The organism is Vibrio sp. 10N.261.54.A5, assembly GCF_041471145.1.
Lineage (GTDB): Bacteria > Pseudomonadota > Gammaproteobacteria > Enterobacterales > Vibrionaceae > Vibrio > Vibrio crassostreae_C.
In genome coordinates this window covers 1-25,241 of sequence record NZ_JBFRNU010000068.1, presented here as the reverse complement: position 1 = coordinate 25,241, position 25,241 = coordinate 1, and the positions used below count along the sequence as shown (strand labels likewise).

Here is a 25,241-nt window from a genome sequence, read left to right as displayed (position 1 = left end):
TACGAAAATATTTTATATTTGTAATAATAATTTTTGATTTTGAGTTGTAGGGTTTAATTAAAGCAAAACGTAAAGTTTAATTATCAACTAAGACATTATCTTATTAACATCATTGTTATTTAATTGCTTGTAAGGGATGGAACCATTAATGAAAAAGCTTGCTTTAATTACAGGGTCAAAAGGCGGTATCGGCTCAGCAATTTCCTCTAAATTAGTTGCAGACGGCTATCGTGTTATCGCGACTTATTTTACTGGAAATTACCAATGTGCCTTGGATTGGTTTAACGAAAAACAATTCACCGAAGATCAAGTGAGATTGTTTGAATTAGATGTTACCAATACTGCGGAATGTGCGCTGAGCTTAAGCAAGTTGTTAGAAGAAGAAGGCACGGTGGATGTGCTGGTCAATAACGCAGGTATTACACGTGATAGCGTCTTTAAAAAGATGGATGCCGAAGCGTGGAAAGATGTGATTGAAACGAACTTAAACAGTTTGTTCAACGTGACTCAACCTTTGTTCGCTCCTATGTGTGAAAAGGGTAACTGCCGTGTCATCAACATCTCTTCCGTCAATGGTCTTAAAGGTCAATTTGGACAGACTAACTACTCAGCAGCGAAAGCTGGAATGATTGGTTTTTCTAAAGCTTTGGCTGCAGAAGGCGCTCGTAGCGGCGTAACCGTGAACGTGATTGCCCCTGGCTACACAGCAACTCCTATGGTTGAGCAAATGAAGCCTGAAGTACTGGATTCAATCAAGAACCAAATTCCGATGAAACGCTTAGCAACACCTGTTGAAATTGCAGACGCAGTGGGCTTTTTAGCGAGTGAATCTGGCGCGTACATTACAGGCGAAACATTGTCTGTGAATGGCGGCTTGTACATGCAGTAATTGGCGAAACTGAAGGGGTTGGAATGATGGAAAAAGTATTTATTGTTGCGGCTAAGCGCACTCCTATTGGTGCATTTACCGGGTCGCTAAAAAACGTATCTGCGGGTGAACTGGCTGGCGTTGCGATCAAAGGTGCACTTGAGTCTGTCGATCTTTCGTTAGATGCGATTGATGAAGTAATCGTCGGCAACGTGATTTCGGCAGGTCAAGGCATGGGGGTTGCTCGTCAGGCTTCCATCTATGCAGGGCTTCCTGAGGAAACACCAGCATACGGCGTGAACATGATTTGCGGCAGCGGAATGAAATCAGTGATGGACGCAGCGGCGCACATCAAAGCACAAGATGCTGAAGTGGTTATTGCTGCTGGCGTTGAAGTGATGTCACAAATTCCTTTTGTGGTACCAGCGAGCGTTCGTAATGGTCACAAAATGGGTGACATCTCAATGAAAGACTTACTGGTTGGTGATGGCTTAACCGATGCGTTTAATCACTACCACATGGGCATGACCGCTGAAAATATCGCGAACACGTTGAATATTTCGCGCCTAGCTCAAGATAACTATGCCTTAGAAAGCCAACAAAAAGCCGTTGCTGCGATTGAGGCGGGTAAGTTTAACGAGCAAATCGTGCCTGTAGAAGTTAAGCAGCGCAGACAAACCGTCACTTTTGATACCGATGAGTATCCGAAGTCAGACGCGACATTCGAAGGTCTGCAAAAGCTTCGTCCAGCTTTTGACCGTGAAGGGTCTGTTACGGCAGGTAACGCTTCGGGCATCAATGATGGCGCGAGTGCAATCATCTTAGCCTCAGAGAGTGCAGTAGCGAAATACGGACTGACACCACTGGTAGAGCTAACGAGCTACGCACAGTCTGGATTAGATCCAAAGATTATGGGTTTAGGCCCAGTAGAAGCCGTTTCTAAAACGCTTGATAAGGCGAATCTCACTCTAGAAGAAGTAGATTTGTTTGAATTGAATGAAGCGTTTGCAGCACAAGCTCTTGGCGTAATGTACCAATTGTCAGAGCAGCATGACTTACCGCTTGATGAGTTCAAGCCAAAGGTCAATGTGAATGGTGGTGCAATCGCGCTTGGCCATCCTTTAGGTGCTTCAGGCAATCGAATTATTGTTTCACTCATCCATGAAATGCTTGAACAGAAAACGACTTATGGCGTTGCTTCACTCTGTGTGGGTGGGGGAATGGGAACCGCTGTTTTGCTAAAAGGTATTGAAGGTTAGAGCCTGATATATCGGTAGCAAGCTTAAATATCGGATCAGCTTTTCAAAGCATCGCGAGTTAATCGATGAGCGTTGGCTGAAACGATAGTGACACAAATTTATTAAACTATGTATTCATCAGGAGTTACTTATGTACACGGATATTTTCAAAACAATTACTGACCAAACTGAAAAGCAATTTGAACCGTACTTAAAGTTCAACAAGTTGGTTGCAAAGAACGTCCAAACGATGACAGAACTGCAAATGAATGCAATGCAGACTTACACGAACATGGGTCTTGCGCAAATGAAAGCAGTGACTGAAATCAAAGACGTGACTAGCCTAACGGCGTTCAACAGCCAGCAACTAGCAGCGCTAACTCAATTGTCTCAACAGATGATGAGTGATAGCTCAAAAATGCAAGCTGCTGCAAAAGAGTTCAAAGAAGATGTTGAAACACTAACAACTGAAAACTTGAAAACAGTTACACCTGCATAAATAAAATCGCCATCGAGTCAGCACAGTGTTTACTGTGAGGCTCGGTGGCGATTTTCCGATTATTGGAGTCATGTTATGTTTCAACACTTCTTTTCGGACTACCTTGTTAAACTTCAACAAACAAACCAGCAATGGTGGGAAAACTTTGAACAAAACAAGGAAGCCGCGCAATCTCCCCTAAATCAAGCGATGCAAGAGTTGAATTTTGATGATGCGTCAAAAATCTTCGAGCAAGCCGCTAACCAACCCGCCGTTCTCCTTCAGTTACAATCCCAGTGGTGGGAACAGCAACTTAAGATTTGGCAAAATGCCGCACTGATGGGTAATACCGAAAGCGTCATTACTGAAGAGCGCAGTGATAAACGCTTTATTGATGAAGCGTGGAAAAATGACCCGTTTTACAGCTTTATCAAGCAGTCTTATTTGTTATTCAGCAAAAGCTATATAGACACCATTAATTCAATCGAAGGCATAGACGAGAAAACCAAGGAACGTGTGGCGTTCTTTTCACGTCAGGCTATCAATGCTCTTTCTCCTAGTAACTTCATTGCGACTAACCCAGAGTTGATGAAGCTAACGCTTGAGCGCAATGGTGAGAACTTGCTAGATGGGCTAGAGCAGCTACAAGCTGACGTTGAAGCGAGCGCGGATATCCTCAAGATCCGTATGACCAACAATAATGCCTTCCGATTAGGTGTTGATGTTGCGAACACGGAAGGTGATGTCGTTTTTCAAAATGATCTGTTCGAGCTTATTCAATACTACCCAAAAACACCTCAGGTGAACGCCACGCCTTTGTTGATCGTTCCTCCATTCATCAATAAGTACTACATTCTCGACCTTCGTGAAAAGAACTCAATGGTTCGTTGGTTGCTTGAGCAAGGGCACAGCGTCTTCATGATGTCTTGGCGCAACCCAGGTGAAGCGCAAAAAGACTTAGAGTTCGGTGACTATGTCACGGAAGGCGTAGCGAAAGCCGTGACGGCAATTGAAGATATCACGGGTAAAGAGCAAATCAATGCTGCAGGTTACTGCATTGGTGGTACTGTTCTCGCTTCAACGGTCGCTTACTATGCTGCTAAAAGAATGAAGAAACGCATTAAAACTGCGACCTTTTTTACGACTCTATTAGACTTCTCTCAGCCGGGAGAGGTTGGCGCATATATCAATGAAACGATCATTAACGCCATTGAGAAACAGAACGATGCTAAAGGATTCATGGATGGTCGTTCATTAAGCGTGACATTCAGTTTGCTTCGTGAAAACAGCCTGTATTGGAACTACTACATTGATAACTACCTAAAAGGCAGCAGCCCAATGGAGTTTGATCTGTTGTACTGGAACAGTGACAGCACTAACGTTGCAGCTAAATGCCATAATTTCTTGCTGCGTGAGCTTTACCTTGAGAATAAACTTGTTCAAGACAAAGGCGTGAAAGTAGGCGGTGTCTGGATTGATCTCAATAAGATAAAAATACCAAGCTACTTCATTTCAGCGAAAGAAGATCATATCGCGCTTTGGCAGGGGACTTACCGTGGTGCCTTGAATACCGGTGGCAACAAGACGTTCGTGCTTGGTGAATCTGGTCATATCGCGGGTATTGTTAACCATCCAGATAAGAAGAAGTACGGGTTCTGGCTGAATGACAACCTAGACGACTCGGCGGATGAGTGGCTAACTAATGCGACTCATAATGAGGGGTCTTGGTGGACACACTGGAATCAGTGGCTACAAGGTTTTGAAACTGACGAAAAAATCGAACCTTTCAATCAAGGCTCAGAGCTTAATCCTGTGATTGGCAAAGCGCCAGGCAACTATGTAAAACAGGTGCTGCCGATTGTCGATCAAGAGCAGGTTGATAAAGAGACCGCAGAGAAAGAAGCGCCAGAAAACGAAGCTTAGGGCGTTAAGTCACATTCAATTATAAAGATACACAACGTCAGATAATAAAAAAGCCACTGAAATCAGTGGCTTTTTCGTATCAACTCATATCAGAATTATCTGGTAGAAGTTGATGGAATCTCGATTGTTAATCGATTTCTTTGTCTTTACCCATAGATAAAATCCAAAGAGATACGGCTGCAACACCTGCAAAGCCACCAAGAATGATAACTGGCATAGCGCTGTAACCTAGGATGTGCCAAATTACGCTTTCTAAAGTACTCATTCAAACGCTCCTTATTGCCAGCCTTCAACGCCGTGCATGTCTGGTAGTTTGTGTGCAATACCTTTGTGACAGTCTACACACGTTTTTTCACCAGAAGCTAGCGCAGTCGAGTGTTGTTTCGCACTACGGGGGCTCTGCTCTGAGAAGTCCATGTAATCGAACTGGTGACAGTTACGACACTCAAGTGAATCGTTCTTCTTCAATCGAGCCCATTCGCGTTCCGCTAGGTGAGCACGACGTGCTTTGAACTTTTCTTCAGTATTGATGGTTTTCGCAATAAAGTGTGCGTATAGCTCTTTAGATGCTTGAACCTTACGAACAATTTTATCTGTCCATTCATGAGGAACGTGACAGTCTGAACAGATAGCACGAACACCAGAACGGTTAGAGTAGTGAATTGTCTCTTGGATTTCAGCAACGATAGGTGCGTGACAGCCAGAACAGAATTCTTCCGTGTTGGTTGCCTCCATACCCGTGTTGAATGCACCCCAGAACAAAAGACCACCCGAGAAACCCAAGAACAAAACAACGCCTACGGCTGCTTTGCTTGGTGTCGCAAGTCTTTTCCAAAACGCTTTAAGTAATTTTATCATATATAGCCTCTCTTACAGTCCGGCTAAGATTAACGCAGTGAATCTACAGGTTTGAACTCGTTCTCAACTAGTGGCTTAGCATTAGCTTGAGGTACGTGACACTGTAGACAGAAGTAACGACGAGGTGATACGTCTGCAAGTACCGCATCTTCACGGTTCATGTAGTGAGTTACACTCACTTTAGTAGCACCCATTTCTTTTGCGTTTTTCCAGCTGTGGCAAGAAAGACACTTGTTAGCGTTAAGAGAAACTTCATAGCTACGAATAGTATGAGGCACTAGAGGTGGTTGGTATACGTAGTCACTCTCAAGTACTTGGTCACGAGGGAACTTTTTGAAGTCATCTGCTGCGCGAGTTGCTTCAAGTTCACTTGCACCACGTAGAGATTCTACGCCACCAATGCCGCCTGGGTTATCCAGTTCAGCTTCAGCTTGAACTGCACCAGCTAGCAAAAGACCAGCTGATAGTAGGGCAGTAATCAGTTTTTTCATGGTTAATTTCTCCGCCTAAAGGCTAATTCTTTGAGTGGACTACTTCTTTCAAAAAGTAACGAAAAAAGCAGTCGCAATATTAAAAACGTCAGATCTACGAGCTAAGTGGTAAGAACATATTGTCCTTAAGCGACCTTAGTGATCTTAACTGGACACTTCTTGTAATCCGTCTGTTTAGACAGAGGATCCGTTGCATCCAAGATCAACTTGTTGATCAGAATTCTTGCATCAAAGAATGGTACGAATACCAAGCCTTGTGGTGGACGGTTACGACCACGAGTTTCAACACGAACGCGTACTTCACCACGTTTGTTTTCGATAAGAACTTCATCACCACGGCGAAGACCACGAGCTTTAGCATCAGCAGGGTGGATGTAACAAAGTGCATCCGGTACTGCTTTGTAAAGTTCTGGTACACGACGAGTCATAGTACCTGTGTGCCAGTGCTCAAGAACACGACCTGTACATAGCCACATATCGTATTCATCGTTTGGTACTTCAGGTGGCGCTTCGTATGGTGCATTGATGATCAGTGCTTTACCATCTGGTTTGCCGTAGAAGTCCCAATCAGAACCTTTCTTAGCATATGGATCTGAACCTTCTTTAAAGCGCCATAGTGTCTCTTTACCGTCAACAACAGGCCAACGTAGACCACGAACTTGGTGGTAGCGATCGTATGGTGCTAAATCGTGACCGTGGCCGCGACCAAAGGCTGCGTATTCTTCGAATAGACCTTTTTGAACGTAGAAACCTTGAGCTTGTGCATCGTCGTTAAGCTCTTGAGCTTCAGACAGTGGGAATGCATCAACGTTGCCGTTTTTGTAAAGCACGTCGTACATGGTTTTGCCACGGTACTCAGGCATTTTCGCAACCAGTTCTTCACCCCAAACTTCTTCAATAGTGAAGCGCTTAGAGAATTCCATGATTTGCCATAGGTCAGACTTAGCTTCACCTACAGTTTTCACTTGTTGGTACCATGCTTGTGTACGACGCTCTGCGTTACCGTAAGCGCCTTCTTTCTCAATCCACATTGCTGTTGGAAGGATGAGGTCAGCCGCTTGAGCTGTTGCCGTTGGGTACGGGTCAGAACATACAATGAAGTTATCTGGGTTACGGTAACCTGGCAGACGTTCAGTGTTGATGTTTGGACCCGCTTGCATGTTGTTGTTACACATTACCCAGTAAGCGTTGATTTTACCGTCTTTCAACATACGGTCTTGAAGAACAGCGTGAGCGCCGGGTACCGGTGGAATGGTGCCTTCTGGAAGTTTCCAGATATCTTCTGCAATTTTACGGTGTTTAGGGTTAGCAACCACCATATCGGCAGGTAAACGGTGAGCGAATGTACCAACTTCACGCGCTGTACCACACGCTGACGGTTGGCCAGTTAGTGAGAATGGGCTGTTACCTGGAGTAGAAATCTTACCTGTAAGAAGGTGGATGTTGTACACAAGGCTGTTCATCCATACGCCACGAGTATGTTGGTTCATACCCATAGTCCAAAGTGACATTACTTTGATGTTTGGATCGGCATATTGCTTAGCCAGCTTGATAAGGTCTTCTTGAGGTACACCTGACATTTCAGACGCTTTCTCAACTGTGTATTCAGCAACAGACGCTTTGTAGTCTTCGAAAGAGATAGCAGTCATTTCGCCTGAGTTAGGGTTTGCGGCTGCTTTCTGTAGTGGATCATCGTCACGCAGACCGTAACCGATGTCTGTCGTTGCTTGCTTGAAGTTCGTGTGCTTGTTCACGAAGTCCCAGTTAACCGCATCGTTTTGGATGATGTAGTTTGCGATGAAGTTTGCGATCGCAAGGTCAGACTGAGGGTTGAAGATGTAACCCGTGTCTGCAAGCTCGAAAGAACGGTGGTAGTAAGTAGACAGTACGTTTACTTTAACGTGTGGGTGGCTTAGACGACGGTCTGTAATACGAGTCCATAGTACTGGGTGCATTTCTGCCATGTTTGAACCCCACAGTACGAATGCGTCTGCGTGTTCAAAGTCATCGTAACAACCCATTGGCTCATCAATACCGAAAGTGCGCATGAAGCCTACTACAGCAGAAGCCATACAGTGACGAGCGTTTGGATCTATGTTGTTTGAACGGAAACCCGCTTTCATCATCTTAACGGCTGCGTAGCCTTCCATTACTGTCCATTGGCCTGAACCGAACATACCAACACCTGTTGGACCGTTCTTCTTAAGAGATGCTTTCCATTTCTCAGCCATCACGTCGAACGCTTTGTCCCAAGATACTGGTGCGAAATCACCATCTTTATGGAACTCGCCATCTTTCATACGAAGAAGAGGCTGTTCTAGACGGTCTTTGCCGTACATGATTTTTGAAAGGAAGTAGCCTTTGATACAGTTAAGGCCTTTGTTTACTGGTGCTTCTGGGTCGCCTTGAGTCGCAACCACTTTGCCGTTTTGAGTACCTACTAGTACCGAACAGCCCGTACCACAAAAACGACAAGGCGCTTTATCCCACGTGATTTTTGTTTGATCAGAGCTAGCGATCAGGTTGGTTGCTGTTGCCGGTAGTGTTACACCTGCAACGGCTGCCGCTGATGCAGCTGCGTTTGCTTTCACAAACGCACGTCTTGTCATTTTCATACTTCACCCTCAAGTTGAGAATTGTTGCTTCCAGTTTCTAAATCCGTTTCGTCGAGTCCAGTTTCGATTTGGTGATAAACCAAAGCTGTCCCCAAAACGTTCTTAATGTTGTTTATTGCTTCGATGGTGTCCGTTACAAAACCTTGGTTTTCAGTTTCTAGGACCACGATGATTTTGCCTTCAGGGCTATCTCCGTAGATTTCAGCGTTATCGAATTGATCGATCTCCGCTTTGATCTCATTTAGATGCTCAGGGCTCACATGCACGACTAAACTTGATATATGCACTTCATTTAGTGCCATAAATTGCTCTCGTTATTTTTGTTTTATGCATTACTCACAAGAATAGCCGAAGTAGGGCAAATTGCTACGCAGGCCCCACAACCGCTACACTCATCTAACTCGATTTTTGGTAGAGCAACACTGCCTGCTCTAAGTTCAAATTGAATGGCCATAGGTTCACACATGTCACCACAGCTTCGGCATTCAACATTTTGTTGCGCTAAACACTTATCAGAGATTTGTGCTTTTGCTTGCCAAGGCTCTCCTTGCTTTGGCTTAAAAATGGGTTCGGGACAAACATCTGCACATTGATAGCAGAACGTACACTCATCAATAGAGAAATCTACAGTGGGAAAACCACCATCGCCTACAATGATTATCTTAGTCTCACAACTCTCGATGCATTTACCGCAGCGAGTACAGTCATCTGTAAAGCTTTCTAGGCTGTCAATCCAAGGCAAACGAATCTGGCTTGAGTCAACTTTTCGTCTAGAAAAAAGACGGCGTTTTGATAGATCTACCACTAGATACCTATAGATGTTACTAAGATGTTGTAATTGTAGGTCATTATTCTATTAATATCTTGTAATGAGTCCTCACAAGTAGTGTAGTTTTAGAAACAATTGTATAAATACCCCCTAAGGGCTAATTGGGGGCATATATTGTCTTAGATCAATAAATTACGGAGCGAGTGATCACATATTGAATGGAGCTATGATTTTTGATGTGTGACAATACGATATCGCTGGCAAGTCATTTATCAATAGGAAGGCACTTTTGCTTATAAAACCGGTTTCATCTGTAACAAGTACGATAGCAAAATCTTTGCTCTCTATACTGCTGTTGTCGGTTGCTACGACTGGCTTTGCCATCTTTACTTTGGCTTCAAGTTTGAATGATGCGGAAGCGGTTAACGTGGCCGGTTCAATGCGAATGCAAAGCTACCGTTTAGCCCATGATATTCAAATAGAATCTGTCGATTATGAATCTCATATTCGTGAATTCGAAAGTTCTCTTTACTCGCCATCCATGACCAATTTGGTCAGTTGGAATGTTCCGACAGACATCACAGAAGATTACTATTTAATTATCGGCCGTTGGCATGAGCTAAAACAGGTCTTGAATAGCGAAGAGCGCGATCACTATCTCGTGTTGGTTGAAAACTTCGTGGCTGAAATCGATGGCTTCGTTTATAAGCTGCAAGAGTTCTCTGAAGACAAGTTAATAAAGTTAGCGTGGGCTGGTGGTATCGGCCTTGGTGGGATTCTGGTCATATCTCTTTTTGTTGTTCACTTTGTACGTAAACAGGTTGTTAAACCGCTACATGCTCTTGTCGGTGCGAGCCAAAGAATCAAAAACAGCGACTTCGAGGTAGAACTCAAGGTGACCAGTAACAACGAAATGGGCATTTTGACCAAAACCTTCAACTCGATGGCCAAAGATTTAGGCGTGCTTTATCGAAACCTTGAAGATGTGGTGGATGCAAAGACGATTGAGCTGCAAAATGCGAACCAGTCGCTGCAGGCACTTTATAACTCGTCACAAGAGCTCACGGTGACGCGTATTGCTCCTGAAAACTTCCGAGCTATCTTGCAGCATCTCGTGAGCTTGGAAGGGATTGGATCACTGAGGCTCGAGATTGTCGATAACTCAGGCCGTTCATTGATTATGGATGAAGGTTACGATTCGAATTTAGACTACGAAAAGTTTGAGATGAAACTCGACGATAACGAACTTATTCTCGGCTATTTATACTGTTCATATCACCACGGGCACTCAACTAAAGCTCTGATCGAAAGCTTCATTCAACTGCTATCGAGAGCGATCTACTACAATCGTGCTCAAAAGAAAGCTGAACAGCTTATTATCATGGAAGAGCGTGCCACGATTGCACGTGAACTCCACGATTCATTGGCTCAATCACTGTCGTACTTGAAAATTCAAGTTACACTATTAAAGCGTGTGATTGGCAAACTGCCAGAGCAACAGCACCGAGAGCAATCTGAACAAATCGCGTCTGAGATCGGAAACGGCTTAGCCGACGCTTATACCCAGTTAAGAGAGCTACTCACCACATTTAGGTTGACCATTAAAGAGGGCAACTTTGGAGACGCCTTAAGTACCATGCTTGAGGCGCTCAGCGAGAGAACCGATGCGAAGATTAACCTCACTAATAATCTCTCATCGATCGAGCTTGATGCGCATAGTCAGGTTCACTTGCTTCAATTGATTCGTGAAGCAACAATAAATGCAATAAAACACGCCAATGCCGACTTGATAGATGTATGCTGTATCGATGAGGACGGTGAAGTATTAGTCGTGATAAAAGATAATGGAGATGGCTTTGACTCAAGTAGTTCCAAGGTGAACCACTACGGGATGAGCATTATGCAGGAGCGTGCGGCAAGACTGAATGGCGACTTGACGATTGAAGCGGCGCAAGGTGAAGGCTGTACAGTCATATTGAAATATAAAAGTTTGAAGGAAGTTAAAGTTGACGATTTGTAAAGTAATGCTGGTTGATGATCATCCATTGATGCGCAGAGGTATAAGCCAATTACTGAGCTTTGAAGACGAATTCGAAGTGATTGCAGAAGCAAGTAACGGCACTGAAGCGGTTGCTCTTGCTCATGAAGAAGAACCTGATTTGATCCTTTTGGATCTCAATATGAAGGGCATGTCTGGTTTAGATACCTTGAAAGCACTTCGTACTGACGGTTCTAGCGCAAACATTGTTATTCTAACGGTTTCTGATAGCCCTGCAGACATTGAAGCGATTGTAAAAGCAGGCGCTGATGGCTACTTGTTGAAAGACACTGAACCCGATGAGTTAATTGAACTGCTTAAGCAAGCACACAGCGGTGACAAGGCTTACAGCAGTGTGGTTGCTCGTTACCTAAATGATGCTGGAAGCCGCAATGATATCTTCGAACAACTGACTGAACGTGAAATGCAGATCCTTCAAGAAGTCGCGAAAGGTTACCGTAATAAGCAGATCGCCGATCACCTGTTTATTTCTGAATCGACAGTTAAGGTACATATGAAAAGCTTGTTGAAAAAGCTGCAAGTGCCTTCCCGTACCGCTGCAACGGTTCTGTATCTAGAACGCTATGGTGAAATGAAGTAGGGCTTGTTCCTTTGAGATAACACTATTTCAAGCCTGACTGTTTATACATTTTGTACATGTCTCGATAGTTTTAACGATGTTGAGAAAGTGACATTAAAAAAGGCGCTGAACTTATTAAGTTCAGCGCCTTTTTGTTTACGCATTTTATATTCAGTATTGGTGTTCGTTTGTTCTTCGTTCTTTGAGATTAGAAACTTAAGGCTTACGCCGACATTGGAACCAATACAAGCGTACCGAAGATAACCGTAATAAGACCACAGATTACGGGTACAGACGTACGTTTTACGACTTCAAATGGGCTGATTTTACCCATACCAGAAGTCGCTACGATTACGCCAGATACTGGTGAAATTGTACGACCTAGGTTCGATGCTTGAAGCATTGGGATGATTAGGAACGCTGGGTTCAAGCCCATTTTCGCCGCTAATGATGGAGCCAGTTCTACGAATGCATAGAAAGGTGCATTACCTGAACCTGTCGCAATTGCCGCAGCAACCGTTAGACCTGTGAGGATAAGCATCAATGCGATGCCGCCTGCGCCTGCAGATTCGGCAAGACCGATTAGGTTATCAATTGCACCGATAGACATTAGACCTTGAGCAAATACGCCCGCCGCAACCAACAGCATTACCACGCCTTTGAACGCGTCAGCCATGCCTTGGTAGCAAGAGTCTAGATCTTCTAGTGTTTTCTCGCCGTCAAACTTCTTAACAACGTAATCGATAACTGCGCCTACGAAGATAGAACCTACCACAATAGTGTAGATATCAAGTGAAAGCCCTGGAATCGTACGACCGTTGAATAGGAAAACGCCGATGATAGGTAGGAATGGAAGTGCAGCGTAGAAAGCCGGCGCCGTTGTTTCGATTTCAGAAACGTCTACTTTTTCCATTGGTGTGTTTTCTTTCTTATCTAGGTATTTGTTCCAGAAGAAAGCCGCACCCGCCATCACGATGATCGCACAGATAGAAACAGGCAGTACCGTTTGAACAGCAAACACATCAAGAGACATGCCTGATTTTTCTGCCGCGATAACCACATCACCAGACGTTGGTGAAAGAATGATGGCTGCAGGTGACGCACAAACTGCAACTGCCGCTGGGCGAGAAATACCCATTGCCGTCATCATTGGGAATAGGGTTGCCATCAATAGCACACCAAGACCCGTTGCAGAACTTACTGCTAGAGACATCAGACACGCTACGATGTAAGCCGCAACAAGAAGTACATAGGGAGATTTGATCGCAGCAAGCGGTTTAGAGAACTGTTTCACTACCACGTTGTTAGCACCAATGTGCGTCATGTAAGAAGCAAAACCACAAAGAAGCATGATTTGCATGCCTAGGCCGCCCCCGCGGTACTGAAGCATGTATTTAACAAATTCTAGTGAGTCGGTAACCATGTTACCTGTTGAAGCTACCTTAGCTGGTAAGACTGTGTGACCAATAAGGCCGGTGATAAGAAGTAGGGCAAGGCCAGCAGTTAGTAATACACCCGCCGCTTTATAGCCTTTTACAATAAAGTAACCAACAGCAATAGTAATCACTAATCCGATCAAGAGCTCTAACATAGAAATCTCCACAAAGTTTAAAAAATATAAGAAAGTGTTTCAGAATATGACAATGAATGTACAGAAAACTGCACTGTGGCACGAGGCATAGTTGAGGTTGATATGATCTAAGACAAACATTTTTTTCGATGTTAATTGTGGTTGTAAATCGTGAATAACTACTGTTGTTTAGATGTTAATAAACAAATTTTGTGGCTTGTTAGAATATAACTTGGATCACCTTTGGTTGTTCTATTTGCATATGGTGGTGTTATTTTATAAATCGCGAGTATTTTTTGTACTTTGGAAGGAAACGTGTAACGAAGTGGGTATTTATCGGAGTAAAGAGGTGAGAATCTTAGCTTTTAAGCTTACTTACATTTAAAGATTACTTATGTTTAACGCCTACTTACTTTCCATAAGTAAGCGCTAAAACACAAGTTATAATAAGGCGATTCTTCAGCTTCTTCGTTTAACTCAGAACCTTCATTTAATACGACTTCGTCCTCGAGTACTACTTCTTCAACCTCTTCTCCAAATACGGGCATAGAGAACGCGATGAGAAATAGAGGCAGCTTTGCTAGGGAGCGTGTGTATAAAACTGTGTTGGTTAATGGGTGCTTAGTTTATGTTCAAAGCGCCAGAACAGTATTTAAATGAATGTGAATGATCTTTCGTGAGGTTACTTGATATTGGTTTAGGAATATTTGGGTAGGAAAGTTGGTTTTATGATTGAGTTAACAGCATAGAAACACAGAGAACAAGGCGCTCTCTGTGTTGGTCATTTTGCTATTATCGAAACTCGCTGATGAGCATTATCTCTGGCGTCTTGCGACCAAAGTGAATCGGTAATCGTTAGACGTGAAGTAGTTGCGGCTGTATTCAAATACAGTGTTATTGGCGAGGTAACCGCGAGTACGTTTTTCAATGATAGGCTGAGCTGGGTCAATACCTAACTGTTTAGCAACGTCTTCAGGCGGAAGAATCGGTACCAATTCCTGCTCACTTCGATCAATCACCATGCCTTTGGTGTTCTCAATAAAGTCGTATTTTGATGTCTGCATCACTTGATAGGTGAGATCTGGGAATAGAGCAACAGGTAACCAAGTTTCTTCAACCGTGATTGGATTGTTGTCTATGAAACGAACACGTTTTACGTAGAAAACCAATTCGCCTTCTTTGATATCTAAATGTTCAGACATCGCCAAAGAACACGGCTTCATTTCGAAGGCCAGAACTTCACTGTGTGTAACCACATCCAAATGCGCCCACTTTTCTTGAAAGCTCGACTGTTTGTAGATGTCGTAATTGATCTTGTTCTCTTTTACGTAAGTGCCGCTGCCTTGAACGCTTTCAAGCTCATCGTTTTCGATCAGTAGTTTCAGTGCTTGCCTAACCGTTACGCGGCTTACCGAGAATACTTCACGCAATTGCGCTTCCGTTGGGAGTGCTTCTCCAACTTTATATTCTCCAGAACTGATCTTTTCTCTTATTGCATCGGCGATTTGGCGATACATAGGGAGTCTTGCCATTTTTGCCTCATTTGTGCGCTAGGACAACTAGACTTTGATTAACAACCTGTACCTTAAATACGTAAATTTGCTCTATATAAGCTTTGCTTTAAAGGTTAGTGTGAGCATCGTATCGGCGTTTTGTAGTACATATAATACAAATTAAACGATACATAACAAGCTTTCTTAAAGGATTTACCAATACAGTTTTAAATACAAATTAAATACAAATATGTATTGATGAGATCGTGATCACGGATTAAATGTCTTGAGGTTGTATTATTCATCTCGTCGACAGGGACGACTGTCGTACTAATCTGTGACTATGGGACAAAGGTTATGAAACTTACTACTCTAACGAATAAGTCGCTCGTAAATCTGCAAACTACGTTTAGCAGTCGAGAAGAAGCGATTTACGCACTTGCTGACCAACTGAATCAGCAAGGCAAACTGCACAACAAACAAGAGTATCTTGATGCAGTATTTGCTCGTGAAGAGCAAGGCCCGACAGCGCTTGGCGAAGGCCTAGCAGTACCGCACGGCAAGACTGACGCGGTTAAAGAAGCTGGTTTCGCTGTTGCAACATTGAAAGAAGACATGAAATGGAAAGGCCTAGATGAAGACGAAGATGTGAATCTTATCTTCCTAATTGCCATTCCAAATGCAGAAGCGGGTTCTACCCACATGCACCTGCTGACCGAACTGACAACCACATTGGTTGATGACGATGTTCGTGAAGCAGTATTAAAAGCAACAACCGCTGATGAAATCTTCGCGCTTCTTGATGGCGATAATCAGCAAGAAGAAAAACAAGACAACTTAGATACAAATGCGCCGACAATTGTATGTGTTACTGCTTGCCCTGCAGGCATTGCTCACACCTATATGGCTGCAGAATACCTTGAAAAAGCGGGCAAAAAGCTTGGCTACAAGGTTCATGTTGAAAAGCAGGGCGCAAATGGCATTGAAGATCGTTTGACGGCTGAGCAATTAAACAATGCTGTGGCGTGTGTTTTTGCTGCTGAAGTCGCGATTAAAGAAGTGGATCGTTTTAACGGAATCCCTCGTGTTGAAACGCCAGTTGCAGAACCGATTAAACACGGTGAACGCATTCTAAATGAAGCGATTGAAGAGTCGAAAAAAGGTAACGGTGCAGAACGCACAGTGGCTACTGATGACAAACCGAAAAAACTGCCACTGAAAACTGAGCTTAAACAAGCGCTGCTTTCTGGTATTTCTTACGCAGTTCCTCTTATCGTTGCTGGTGGTACTGTTCTTGCGGTTGCTGTTCTTATCGCGCAAATTTTTGACCTGCAAGAGCTTTACGCAACAAAAGATTCTTGGCTGTGGATGTATCGTAAATTAGGTGGCGGCCTATTAGGTACATTAATGGTGCCAGTACTGGCAGCTTACACAGCATACTCATTAGCCGACAAACCGGCACTTGGTCCTGGTTTTGCTGCGGGTATTGCCGCAAACATCATTGGTTCTGGTTTCCTAGGCGGTGTTGTTGGTGGTTTGATTGCGGGTTACGTAATGCGTTGGGTAAAAGAGCATGTTCGCTTAGGCCCTGCATTTAACGGTTTCCTTACTTTCTACCTTTATCCGGTGATCGGTACTTTGGTGGCAGGTAGCTTGATGCTATTTGTTATAGGTAAACCTGTAGCGTTCCTAAACCAAGGTCTAACGGACTGGTTGAACGGTATGTCTGGCACCAATGCGCTGTTATTGGGTGCGATTCTTGGTCTTTTTGTATCATTCGACTTAGGTGGTCCGGTAAACAAAGCCGCTTACGCATTCTGTTTAGGTGCAATGGCGAACGGTGTTTATGGCCCATACGCAATCTTTGGTTCAGTAAAAATGGTATCGGCGTTCACCGTAACGGCTTCAACCATGATTGCTCCACGCCTATTCAAAGACTTTGAGATTGAAACCGGTAAATCTACATGGCTACTTGGCCTAGCGGGTATTACCGAAGGTGCAATCCCAATGGCGATTGAAGATCCAATCCGTGTAATCGGTTCATTCCTACTAGGCTCTGTGGTTACAGGCGCGATGGTTGGTGCGGCAGGTATCGGTCTATCGACTCCGGGTGCAGGTATTTTCTCTATCTTCTTGTTACACGATTCAGGTTTGGGCGCATTCTCTGCTGCTGCAATCTGGTTCGGTGCTGCGATTGTCGGCACAGTGATTTCAACTGTTACTCTTCTGATGTGGCGTGGTCACGCTGTAAAAAAGGGTAAGTTTGAAGCAAGTACTGCAACACAGAACTAACTGAATTTTGAGTTAGCTCCTAACTCACTGCGAAATCAATATATAAAAAATAACAAACAACTGGCTGTCCTAAATACCTGTGCTCCTTACGGTTTTATTCACACAGATTCTGGGCGTGGTTTTCTGCACCCTAAATTTAGTGGCAGCCAATTTTAACCCCTTGAAAAACTTTAATTTAGTCGTATTTGAGTTCGAATTTTAGATTTACTCGAAGCGACACATTTAGGTAAATGATTATGACTACATCACGCGTACATATTACTCCTCACATGCACTGGGATCGTGAATGGTATTTCACAACAGAAGAGTCTCGCATTCTTCTTGTGAACAACATGGAAGAAATCATGAACCGTCTGGAGAGTGATCCAGAATACAAATACTACGTTCTAGATGGTCAAACAGCCGTTCTAGAAGATTACTTCGCAATCAAACCAGAGAACACAGAACGCGTAAAAGCATTGGTTGAAGCGGGCAAGCTTATTATTGGCCCTTGGTATTCTCAAACCGACACAATGCAAGTTTCTGGTGAGTCAATTGTACGTAACATGATGTATGGCATTCGTGACTGTATGAAATTTGGCGATGCAATGAAGATCGGTTACCTACCAGATTCATTCAGCATGAGTTCTCAACTGCCGATGATCTATAACGGTTTCGACATCACGCGTGCAATGTTCTGGCGTGGTTGTTCAGAGCGTCATGGCACGAATGAAACAGAATTCTTATGGCAGTCTAATGACGGCAGTGAAGTGACTGCACAAGTGCTTCCACTGGGTTACGCGATTGGTAAATACCTTCCACAAGACGAAGAAGGCTTGCGTGCTCGTTTAGATAAGTACTTCCCAGTGCTAGAAAAGCCATCGGTGACTAAAGATATCTTGCTACCGAACGGCCACGACCAAATGCCGATTCAAAAAGACATCTTTGAAGTAATGGACAAGCTTCGCGAAATCTACCCAGATCGTGAATTCTCAATGAGCCGTTACGAAGAAGTGTTCGAGAAAGTAGAAGCGGCGCGCGACCAACTCGACACAATTAAAGGCGAGTTCAACGACGGTAAATACATGCGTGTTCACCGTACGATCTCTTCTACGCGTATGGATATCAAACTGATCCACGCAGAAATCGAAAATAAGATTGTAAACATCTTAGAACCGCTAGCGTCTATCGCTTGGACATTAGGTTTTGAATACCACCACGGTTTGATTGAGAAAATGTGGAAAGAGAGCATGAAGAACCACGCTCATGACTCTATTGGTTGCTGTTGTTCAGACAAGGTACACGCTGAAATCTTAAACCGTTACATCCTTGCGGACGACATGGCGACCAACCTGATTCACTTCTACAAGCGTAAGATTGTTGACCACATGCCAGATCGCGAAGGTTGCGACAAACTGGCGATGTTTAACCTTTCTCCGTACGAGCGTGAAGAAGTGGTGAACACCACTATCACTATCCGTGCTCAAGAGTTCTCTATCTTTGATGAAAACGAAAACCTAGTTGAGTACTTCATTCAAGACAAGCGCCAAATTGACCCGGGTAAAGTAGACCGTCAAATCGTTCACTACGGTAACTACGACCCGTTCATGGAGTTTGATATTCAAATCAAACGCATTGTGCCAGCGATGGGCTTCACCACGTTACACATCCAAGGTAACGAGAAGGGTGCAGTAAAAGTTGCAGAACAAAAAGACTACTTACTAGAGAACGAGTACTACCGAATCAATGTAAACGACAACGGTACTCTGACTATTTTCGATAAAGAGACAGAGCAAGTATTCGACCAAGTACTTCGTTTGGAAGACGGTTCTGATGACGGTGATGAGTACGATTACTCTCCATCTCGTCAAGAATGGTTACTGTATTCAGACGAGTTCCCAGTCGAAACATCGATTGACCACCAAGGCTTCCAATCGGTAGCGAACATCGCTTTCCGAATGAACGTACCTGCAAACCTTGCAGAGCGTGAAGAACGCACGGGTCAAAACGGATTCGTTGAAGCGCAATGCCAAGTGGTATTGAAGCAAGGTTCTCGCCGCATTGAAGTACGTATGGAACTAGACAACCAAGCCGACGACCACCGTGTACGTGTCTTAGTACCAACGCCATTCGTTTCTGAAACTGTGGTTGCAGACAACCAGTTCGGTTGTATTACTCGACCAACCAATGACCCTGCTATGGCGGTTTGGGAAGAAGAGAAGTGGAAAGAAGCACCGGTTCCGGTTTACCAACTGATGAACTTTGCTGCATTAGAAAACGGCAAAGCGGGCATGGCGATTATGTCGAATGGTCTACGTGAATTTGAGGTGATTGCATCTCAAGGTGACGAAAACCGAGATACCTTCGCACTGACACTGTTCCGTGGTATCGGCGTGTTGGGTAAAGAAGAGCTATTGCTTCGCCCAGGCCGTCCATCAGGCATCAAGATTCCGACACCAGATTCGCAAGTGCGCGGTAAGTTAGTGTGTGAATTCACGTTGTGCGGTTTCTCTGGTAACCATATTGACGCGAACATCATGGCGCAAGCACGTGACAATGTCACTCAAATCGAATGCTACAACAAGATCCCTTACAACGCGATGAAGCTCAACGTGGGTGAGCAGAACCTACCTATGAGTTTTAGCCTTCTGTCTAAGCAACAATCAGGCGCGGTGTTGAGTGTGCTGAAGAAAGCGGAAGACGAAGATGCACTGATCATGCGTGTCTACAACCCGGCAGAATCGGGTTCAGTATCGGATTCAATCTCTTTTACTCAAGCGGTTTCAAGCTGGAAAGAGACAAGCATGGACGAGCGCGTACGCGAAGGTGATGTAGCATCTGAAGAGTTCGGCCAGATAGCACCTTGCCAAGCAAAAACATTCCAAATCAAATTCTAATTTCGATAACCCGCTCACCTTGGTGGGCGGGAATGGTGAACGACAATGAAAATTGTAATTGCCCCTGATTCATTTAAAGAATCACTCGACGCTCATCAAGTTGCGTCTTGCATTGAGCGTGGATTTGCCGATGTTTTCCCTTACGCAGAGTTTGTGAAAATGCCACTCGCCGATGGCGGAGAAGGCACGGTAGACGTGTTGCTAGAGGCGCTCAATGGTAAGAAGCAACGGCTGCACACGACGGATCCAATCGGGCGTGAATGTACGGCTTATTGGGCTTCGTTGGAACAGACTGTTGATGGCGCCAACGTAAAAACTGCCTTGGTGGAATTTGCTCAAGCATCGGGTTTAGACCTATTAACCGTAGAAGAAAGAGCACCGTTAACCGCATCTTCGTTTGGTACTGGGCTATTGATCAAAGATGCACTAGATCAAGGTGTTGAACAAATCATTATTGGTTTGGGCGGCAGCGCAACCAATGATGCAGGTGCTGGCATCTTACAAGCGTTGGGAGGCAAGTTATTAGACAAGCAAGGCAACGAGCTATCTGGTGGCGGCGCCGAATTAAGCCGGTTAGCAAGCATCGATCTTGAAGGACTGCACCCTAGATGCAAAGAAGTGACGTTCGTGGTTGCGTGTGATGTGAATAATCCATTATGTGGCGAAAGCGGAGCCAGTACTGTGTTTGGTCCGCAAAAAGGCGCATCAAAAGCTCAAGTTGAACAACTTGATACTGCGATCGGGCACTTTGCCGATATCGCTCAAGCACATACGGGTACTAATCATCGCGACACAGCTGGATTTGGTGCTGCTGGTGGTACACCTCTGGGGTTAAGTCTTGCATTCAATATCCAAATTAAAGCGGGTATTGAGATGGTATTAGATGCCTTGGATGCAGATAAGGTTCTTGAAGGTGCTTCACTGGTCGTGACCGGAGAGGGGCAGATGGACAACCAAACCCTGCAAGGTAAAACACCTTTCGGCATCGCTCAGCGAGCTCAAAAGTTGAGTATTCCAACCATTGGAATTGCGGGCTCTTTGGGGCAAGACGTTGAAAAACTTTACGGCTCAATGTCTAGCTTATTTGGAACCGTACGTTCACCTCAGTCTTTAGACCAAGTTTTATCAGAAGCGAATCAAAACCTGACTCGCACTGCCCGTAATATCGCCGCCACGCTCAAGCTTGGCAGCCAGATTTTTAATGAGAAGTAATTATGTCTCTATTTAAACTCGACAACGTTATTCAAAACTACGCATGGGGAAGCAAAGACTCCATTAACCAATTGTTTGGTATTGTGAACCCAAACCAGGAACCTCAAGCAGAAATTTGGATGGGTGCTCATCCAAATGGTTGTTCAAAGGTAGGCGATACCGGTGAATCGCTTTCTCACATGATTGATGAAAACAAAATCGATGTCTTAGGCGGATACACGGCGGCTCGTTTCGGTGAATTGCCTTTCTTGTTTAAGGTGTTGGCCGCTGAAACACCGTTATCGATTCAGGTTCACCCGAACAAGCGAAAATCAGAATTAGGTTTTGAGCGTGAGAATGCACTTGGTATCCCTTTGAATGCGTCTAATCGCAACTACAAAGATCCAAACCATAAACCTGAGTTGGTTTATGCGTTGACCTTCTACAAAGCGATGAATGGCTTTCGTCCAATCGACGACATTATTGCCTTGTTCGAAGAAGCGGATATTCCTTCGTTAGCGATTGAGCTTAATGTACTAAAAGCCAATGCCGACAGTGATTCTTTGAAGTCGTTCTTTAGCGCCATTATGTCTCTTGAAGGTGACCGCAAAGCGTCTGCGCTTAATGAGCTTTATGCTGCACATGCGCGACCAGCCAAAACGGTCATGGGGCGTGAAGCTCTTCAATACAGCATCGAATTCAAACAGCATTATCCAGGTGATATTGGCTTATTTGCGCCATTAATGCTTAACACGGTTGAGCTGGCGCCCGGTGAAGCGATGTTCCTGTTCGCAGAAACCCCACATGCTTATGTTCAAGGTACGGGTTTAGAGATTATGGCAAACTCAGACAATGTGCTGCGTGCCGGTCTCACTCCCAAATATATCGATGTCCCTGAGCTTATCGACAACACAATCTTTGAGCCGATTAAGCCAGAAGATATCCGCCTTAAGCCTGTATTGAAAGAGGGCAAGATGAGTTATCCGATTCCAGTGGATGACTTTGGCTTTGATATCTTGTCTGCGACTGATGAGAGCAAGTCACAGTATCTACGTAGCGCGGAGATCTTGTTCTGTGTGGAAGGAGAGGCGACCGTCACTTCAGAAGGGCGGTCAGTTTCTCTTAAGCCCGGAGAATCGGTCTTTGTAAGTAGTAATTCAAGTGTTTACCAATATCAAGGGAATGGCATTTTGGCTCGTGCTTTTAACTAGTGCCCCCGTGCTAGCGATCAGCAAAAGAAATGTCAGAGTGCCACTGTAAAGTGGTACTCAATATTGGATTGATGGTTGTTACCTATCTGTCTTTGACAGTCATGATTATTGACCATACCCGCTACTCTGGCGGGTTTTTTCATTATTAGAATGAGCAGATATAAGCTTGTAGAAAAGACAAACCCTGCGATCAGAGCAGGGCTTTTTATTGAATTAGTACTGAGTGACTGGTTAGGCAATGTGCGTCATTTTATTAAGCACAAAGGTTTCAATACAACCTTCAGTCGCAGCCATGTAGTCAGCGATGTGTTGGCTCGCTAAGTGTTTCTCTAGATGAACTTCAGACTCCCAGTTCTCATGAAAAACGAAGTGAGCAGGGTTACTGTTATCTTGGTGCAGATCGTAGTTAATACAGCCGTCTTCAACACGGGTTTTATCGATCAATTTAATCATCTCAGCTTTTACAAGCTCAGTTTTGTCTTCTTTAGAGACGATCGTTGCAATAATAGTCAGTTTGCTCATTTTCAATTCCTTCGCTTTAAACTCGGTAAGTTTAAGTAATATAAGTATAAATTCAGAATGAAGAAAGAGTTCTGAAATCCAATAACTATGGTTCTTACCATCCACAATTCAAACTCGAGAGCATAGGGCCAGAGCCGAGTAGGTTATGCTTATTAAAAAAAGCCCTCATAGCAATATGAGGGCTTTTGAATAAGAATCAAACTGTGTTGTTACTGGGGTGTTAAGCGTACTGTCTTACCTTAAGCGTATTGCTCAACCGTCATTGCCCAATTTTTCTTCTGTTGTTCGAAATTCATTTTGATTTGCTGATAACGAACCTTAAGAACAGAGTGTTCGTACTTCTTCACAACGTCTTCGCGCTTGCTTTCAAGTAGCTGTTTTTTAACTTCGTAATATTCGTTCATGTTTGATACTAGAGCATCAAACTCTTGTTGAAGCTTCTCTGCGATTTGTTGCTTGTCGGCACGATGCATGATTTTTTGCTGGGTGCGTTTAAGTAACATTGACGCTTCAGCTTTCTCAATACGAGCTTGAGGGGTTTTCTTAAGCTTACTTGCCAGTCCCATCAACGAAGCACTCTTAATCAACCATTTTGTTGGATCGTATTGCCACCAGTAGATGCCGTTACGGTAGTCGTTCTCAAAGATGTGGTGGAAGTTGTGGTAGCCTTCGCCGAAAGTGAGTACTGCTAACACACCGTTATCACGCGCTGTGTTTTTGTCAGTAAAAGGTTGGCTACCCCAGATGTGAGCAAGAGAGTTAATAAAGAATGTTGTGTGGTGGTTAAGTACCAAACGAACTGCACCTACGATTAACAACATGCCAATCACGTCACCGTAAATCACGCCTAAAGCGATAGGAACACCGAAATTCATTAGTAATGCTAACAGAACATAGTGCTTGTGCTGCCACATAACAATCTTATCTTTTTTAAGGTCACGGCAGTTTTCGTAGTTTTCGTACATTGAGGTGCTGTAATTACGAATCATCCAGCCAATGTGTGAGTACCAAAATCCACGTTTTGCAGAGTATGGGTCTTTGTCGTTGTTATCGACATGCTTGTGGTGAACACGGTGATCAGAAGACCAGTGTAGCGCGCTGTTCTGCAGGGCAAATGCACCACCTAATGCAAACAGGAATCTTAGGCTTGAATGCGCTTCAAACGCTTTATGTGACCATAAGCGGTGATAACCTGTCGTGATTGAAAGGTTACAGAACGTAAAGCAGATTGCTAGCCATATCCAGTGCTCCATGCCATAGCCAAAAAAGTAGCCATAAACGGGAGCCGCTACAACAGCAAGCAGCATACTAAAAGAGAACACAAAAATATTGAGCCAGATTAATGGCGGCTTTTTTGTAGATTGTTTGTCGGCACTATTCATTAGCAAATTTCCATTGGGCTTACATCTGTGCGCTAGAATATCAGCGTACACGTGTAAGTCAATATTGAAAGTGTAAACGTGTATTAGTATGTTTTGCTTAAATATTGTATAAAGGTAGTGTGAAATGTAGTAGCAAGTCATAAATGGAAGTACTAAGGGCTAATAAATGGAAATTAAGGTAGCTGAATATAAAGATTATGAGCGGATTGCCCAATTACACGCGGATAGCTGGAAGCTATATTACCGTGGCATTCTTGCTGATGATTACCTAGAACATGATGTTTTGGAGGACAGATCTGTTATTTGGCAGACTCGTTTGATTAATCCTCCTTTCAACCAACATGTTTTATTGCTTGAGGAAGGCGGTTTACTGGTTGGTTTTGTCTGCGCGTTCGGTAATCACAACTTTGAGCGTGGTACGTTCATCGATGCGTTACATGTAGATAATAATTATCGTGGACGAGGTGTAGGCAAGCGTCTGTTGTCTGAATTGTCGAAGTGGTTGCAGCAATACTATTCGGACTCAGGGCTTTACCTAGAGGTGATGTCTGAGAACCACCAAGCGATTGCTTTTTATCAGGCGATTGGTGGCAAAGAAGAACTAGAGCAAGTTTGGAACGCACCATGTGGCAGCCAAGTGAATGAAAAAGTGATTTCTTGGAGCTCTCCCGTTGAACTTGAACAGAAAACAGCGAGCGTTGTGTATTCTTAGTCGATTCTTGTTGAATACTGTTTTTTTGCTGAGTAGCAGGTTCTTAACGAAGCTATTTTAAAGCAGAAGAATAAAGACAAAAGCCCCGAGTATTAAGTTGCTCGGGGCTTTTTTGAGGTTCATCGCGGCTTTCC

General features: G+C 44.0%; 21 protein-coding genes. 11 read left to right on the top strand and 10 right to left on the bottom strand.

Annotation, left to right across the window (positions count from 1 at the left end):
• The first annotated feature begins 148 nt into the window (after positions 1–148).
• The 4 genes from AB4329_RS19810 to phaC all read left to right on the top strand — a co-directional run bounded on the left by AB4329_RS19810 (position 149) and on the right by phaC (position 4,507).
• Positions 149–889, top strand: coding sequence for an SDR family oxidoreductase (locus tag AB4329_RS19810; protein WP_017062618.1), 741 nt, complete (start codon positions 149–151; stop codon positions 887–889).
• Between the two features lie 26 nt (positions 890–915).
• Positions 916–2,127: an acetyl-CoA C-acetyltransferase gene (locus tag AB4329_RS19805; protein ID WP_029236542.1), complete on the top strand. Its 1,212-nt coding sequence runs from the start codon at positions 916–918 to the stop codon at positions 2,125–2,127.
• Positions 2,128–2,257: 130 nt separating this feature from the next.
• Positions 2,258–2,605, top strand: a complete 348-nt coding sequence (locus AB4329_RS19800; RefSeq protein WP_017062616.1) for a phasin family protein — start codon at positions 2,258–2,260, stop codon at positions 2,603–2,605.
• Between the two features lie 75 nt (positions 2,606–2,680).
• Entirely contained in the window at positions 2,681–4,507 is a 1,827-nt protein-coding gene (gene phaC, locus AB4329_RS19795) for a class I poly(R)-hydroxyalkanoic acid synthase (protein ID WP_017072236.1), read from the top strand.
• Between the two features lie 127 nt (positions 4,508–4,634).
• On the opposite strand, the gene AB4329_RS19790 is transcribed toward phaC, so the two are convergent.
• The 6 genes from AB4329_RS19790 to napF all read right to left on the bottom strand — a co-directional run bounded on the left by AB4329_RS19790 (position 4,635) and on the right by napF (position 9,276).
• Positions 4,635–4,772, bottom strand: a complete 138-nt coding sequence (locus tag AB4329_RS19790; protein WP_010430103.1) for a TIGR02808 family protein — start codon at positions 4,770–4,772, stop codon at positions 4,635–4,637.
• A gap of 11 nt (positions 4,773–4,783) precedes the next feature.
• Complete coding sequence (locus tag AB4329_RS19785; protein ID WP_009845456.1) at positions 4,784–5,365, bottom strand: NapC/NirT family cytochrome c; 582 nt, start codon at positions 5,363–5,365, stop codon at positions 4,784–4,786.
• 29 nt (positions 5,366–5,394) lie between these two features.
• Complete coding sequence (locus tag AB4329_RS19780) at positions 5,395–5,856, bottom strand: nitrate reductase cytochrome c-type subunit (RefSeq protein WP_017062614.1); 462 nt, start codon at positions 5,854–5,856, stop codon at positions 5,395–5,397.
• Positions 5,857–5,981: 125 nt separating this feature from the next.
• Complete coding sequence (napA, locus tag AB4329_RS19775; RefSeq protein WP_372102959.1) at positions 5,982–8,471, bottom strand: periplasmic nitrate reductase subunit alpha; 2,490 nt, start codon at positions 8,469–8,471, stop codon at positions 5,982–5,984.
• A complete protein-coding gene (locus tag AB4329_RS19770) occupies positions 8,468–8,773 on the bottom strand; it encodes a chaperone NapD (RefSeq protein WP_017062612.1) in 306 nt (101 codons plus the stop codon). Before AB4329_RS19770 ends, napA begins: the two co-directional genes overlap by 4 nt.
• A 23-nt stretch (positions 8,774–8,796) precedes the next feature.
• The gene (napF, locus tag AB4329_RS19765) at positions 8,797–9,276 is read right to left on the bottom strand and encodes a ferredoxin-type protein NapF (RefSeq protein ID WP_017062611.1); all 480 of its coding nucleotides are present in this window, start codon (positions 9,274–9,276) and stop codon (positions 8,797–8,799) included.
• A gap of 253 nt (positions 9,277–9,529) precedes the next feature.
• Here napF and narQ point away from each other — a divergent pair, with 253 nt between their 5' ends.
• Positions 9,530–11,260, top strand: a complete 1,731-nt coding sequence (gene narQ / locus AB4329_RS19760) for a nitrate/nitrite two-component system sensor histidine kinase NarQ (protein WP_017062610.1) — start codon at positions 9,530–9,532, stop codon at positions 11,258–11,260.
• Positions 11,247–11,879 (top strand): response regulator, encoded by a 633-nt coding sequence (locus AB4329_RS19755; protein ID WP_017062609.1) that lies wholly within the window; start codon positions 11,247–11,249, stop codon positions 11,877–11,879. Before narQ ends, AB4329_RS19755 begins: the two co-directional genes overlap by 14 nt.
• 202 nt (positions 11,880–12,081) lie before the next feature.
• On the opposite strand, the gene dcuC is transcribed toward AB4329_RS19755, so the two are convergent.
• Positions 12,082–13,449: an anaerobic C4-dicarboxylate transporter DcuC gene (gene dcuC, locus AB4329_RS19750; protein ID WP_017062608.1), complete on the bottom strand. Its 1,368-nt coding sequence runs from the start codon at positions 13,447–13,449 to the stop codon at positions 12,082–12,084.
• A gap of 794 nt (positions 13,450–14,243) precedes the next feature.
• The gene (locus AB4329_RS19745) at positions 14,244–14,960 is read right to left on the bottom strand and encodes a GntR family transcriptional regulator (RefSeq protein ID WP_009845448.1); all 717 of its coding nucleotides are present in this window, start codon (positions 14,958–14,960) and stop codon (positions 14,244–14,246) included.
• A 318-nt stretch (positions 14,961–15,278) separates the two neighbouring features.
• Between AB4329_RS19745 and mngA the strand changes: the two genes are divergently transcribed.
• From mngA to manA, 4 genes are all read left to right on the top strand, one after another.
• A complete protein-coding gene (gene mngA / locus AB4329_RS19740) occupies positions 15,279–17,213 on the top strand; it encodes a PTS 2-O-a-mannosyl-D-glycerate transporter subunit IIABC (RefSeq protein WP_017064499.1) in 1,935 nt (644 codons plus the stop codon).
• Positions 17,214–17,449: 236 nt separating this feature from the next.
• The gene (gene mngB, locus AB4329_RS19735) at positions 17,450–20,089 is read left to right on the top strand and encodes a mannosylglycerate hydrolase (protein WP_372139087.1); all 2,640 of its coding nucleotides are present in this window, start codon (positions 17,450–17,452) and stop codon (positions 20,087–20,089) included.
• A gap of 45 nt (positions 20,090–20,134) precedes the next feature.
• Entirely contained in the window at positions 20,135–21,301 is a 1,167-nt protein-coding gene (locus tag AB4329_RS19730; protein WP_102320779.1) for a glycerate kinase, read from the top strand.
• Positions 21,302–21,303: 2 nt separating this feature from the next.
• A complete protein-coding gene (gene manA / locus AB4329_RS19725; RefSeq protein ID WP_017070588.1) occupies positions 21,304–22,491 on the top strand; it encodes a mannose-6-phosphate isomerase, class I in 1,188 nt (395 codons plus the stop codon).
• Positions 22,492–22,722: 231 nt separating this feature from the next.
• Here the strand turns inward: manA and AB4329_RS19720 are convergent, their stop codons facing one another.
• Together AB4329_RS19720 and AB4329_RS19715 are read right to left on the bottom strand one after the other, a co-directional pair.
• Positions 22,723–23,013, bottom strand: coding sequence for a putative quinol monooxygenase (locus AB4329_RS19720; protein WP_017062602.1), 291 nt, complete (start codon positions 23,011–23,013; stop codon positions 22,723–22,725).
• Between the two features lie 239 nt (positions 23,014–23,252).
• Complete coding sequence (locus AB4329_RS19715; protein ID WP_017062601.1) at positions 23,253–24,395, bottom strand: fatty acid desaturase; 1,143 nt, start codon at positions 24,393–24,395, stop codon at positions 23,253–23,255.
• 166 nt (positions 24,396–24,561) lie between these two features.
• Between AB4329_RS19715 and AB4329_RS19710 the strand changes: the two genes are divergently transcribed.
• Complete coding sequence (locus tag AB4329_RS19710; protein WP_017062600.1) at positions 24,562–25,107, top strand: N-acetyltransferase; 546 nt, start codon at positions 24,562–24,564, stop codon at positions 25,105–25,107.
• Positions 25,108–25,241 lie beyond the last annotated feature (134 nt).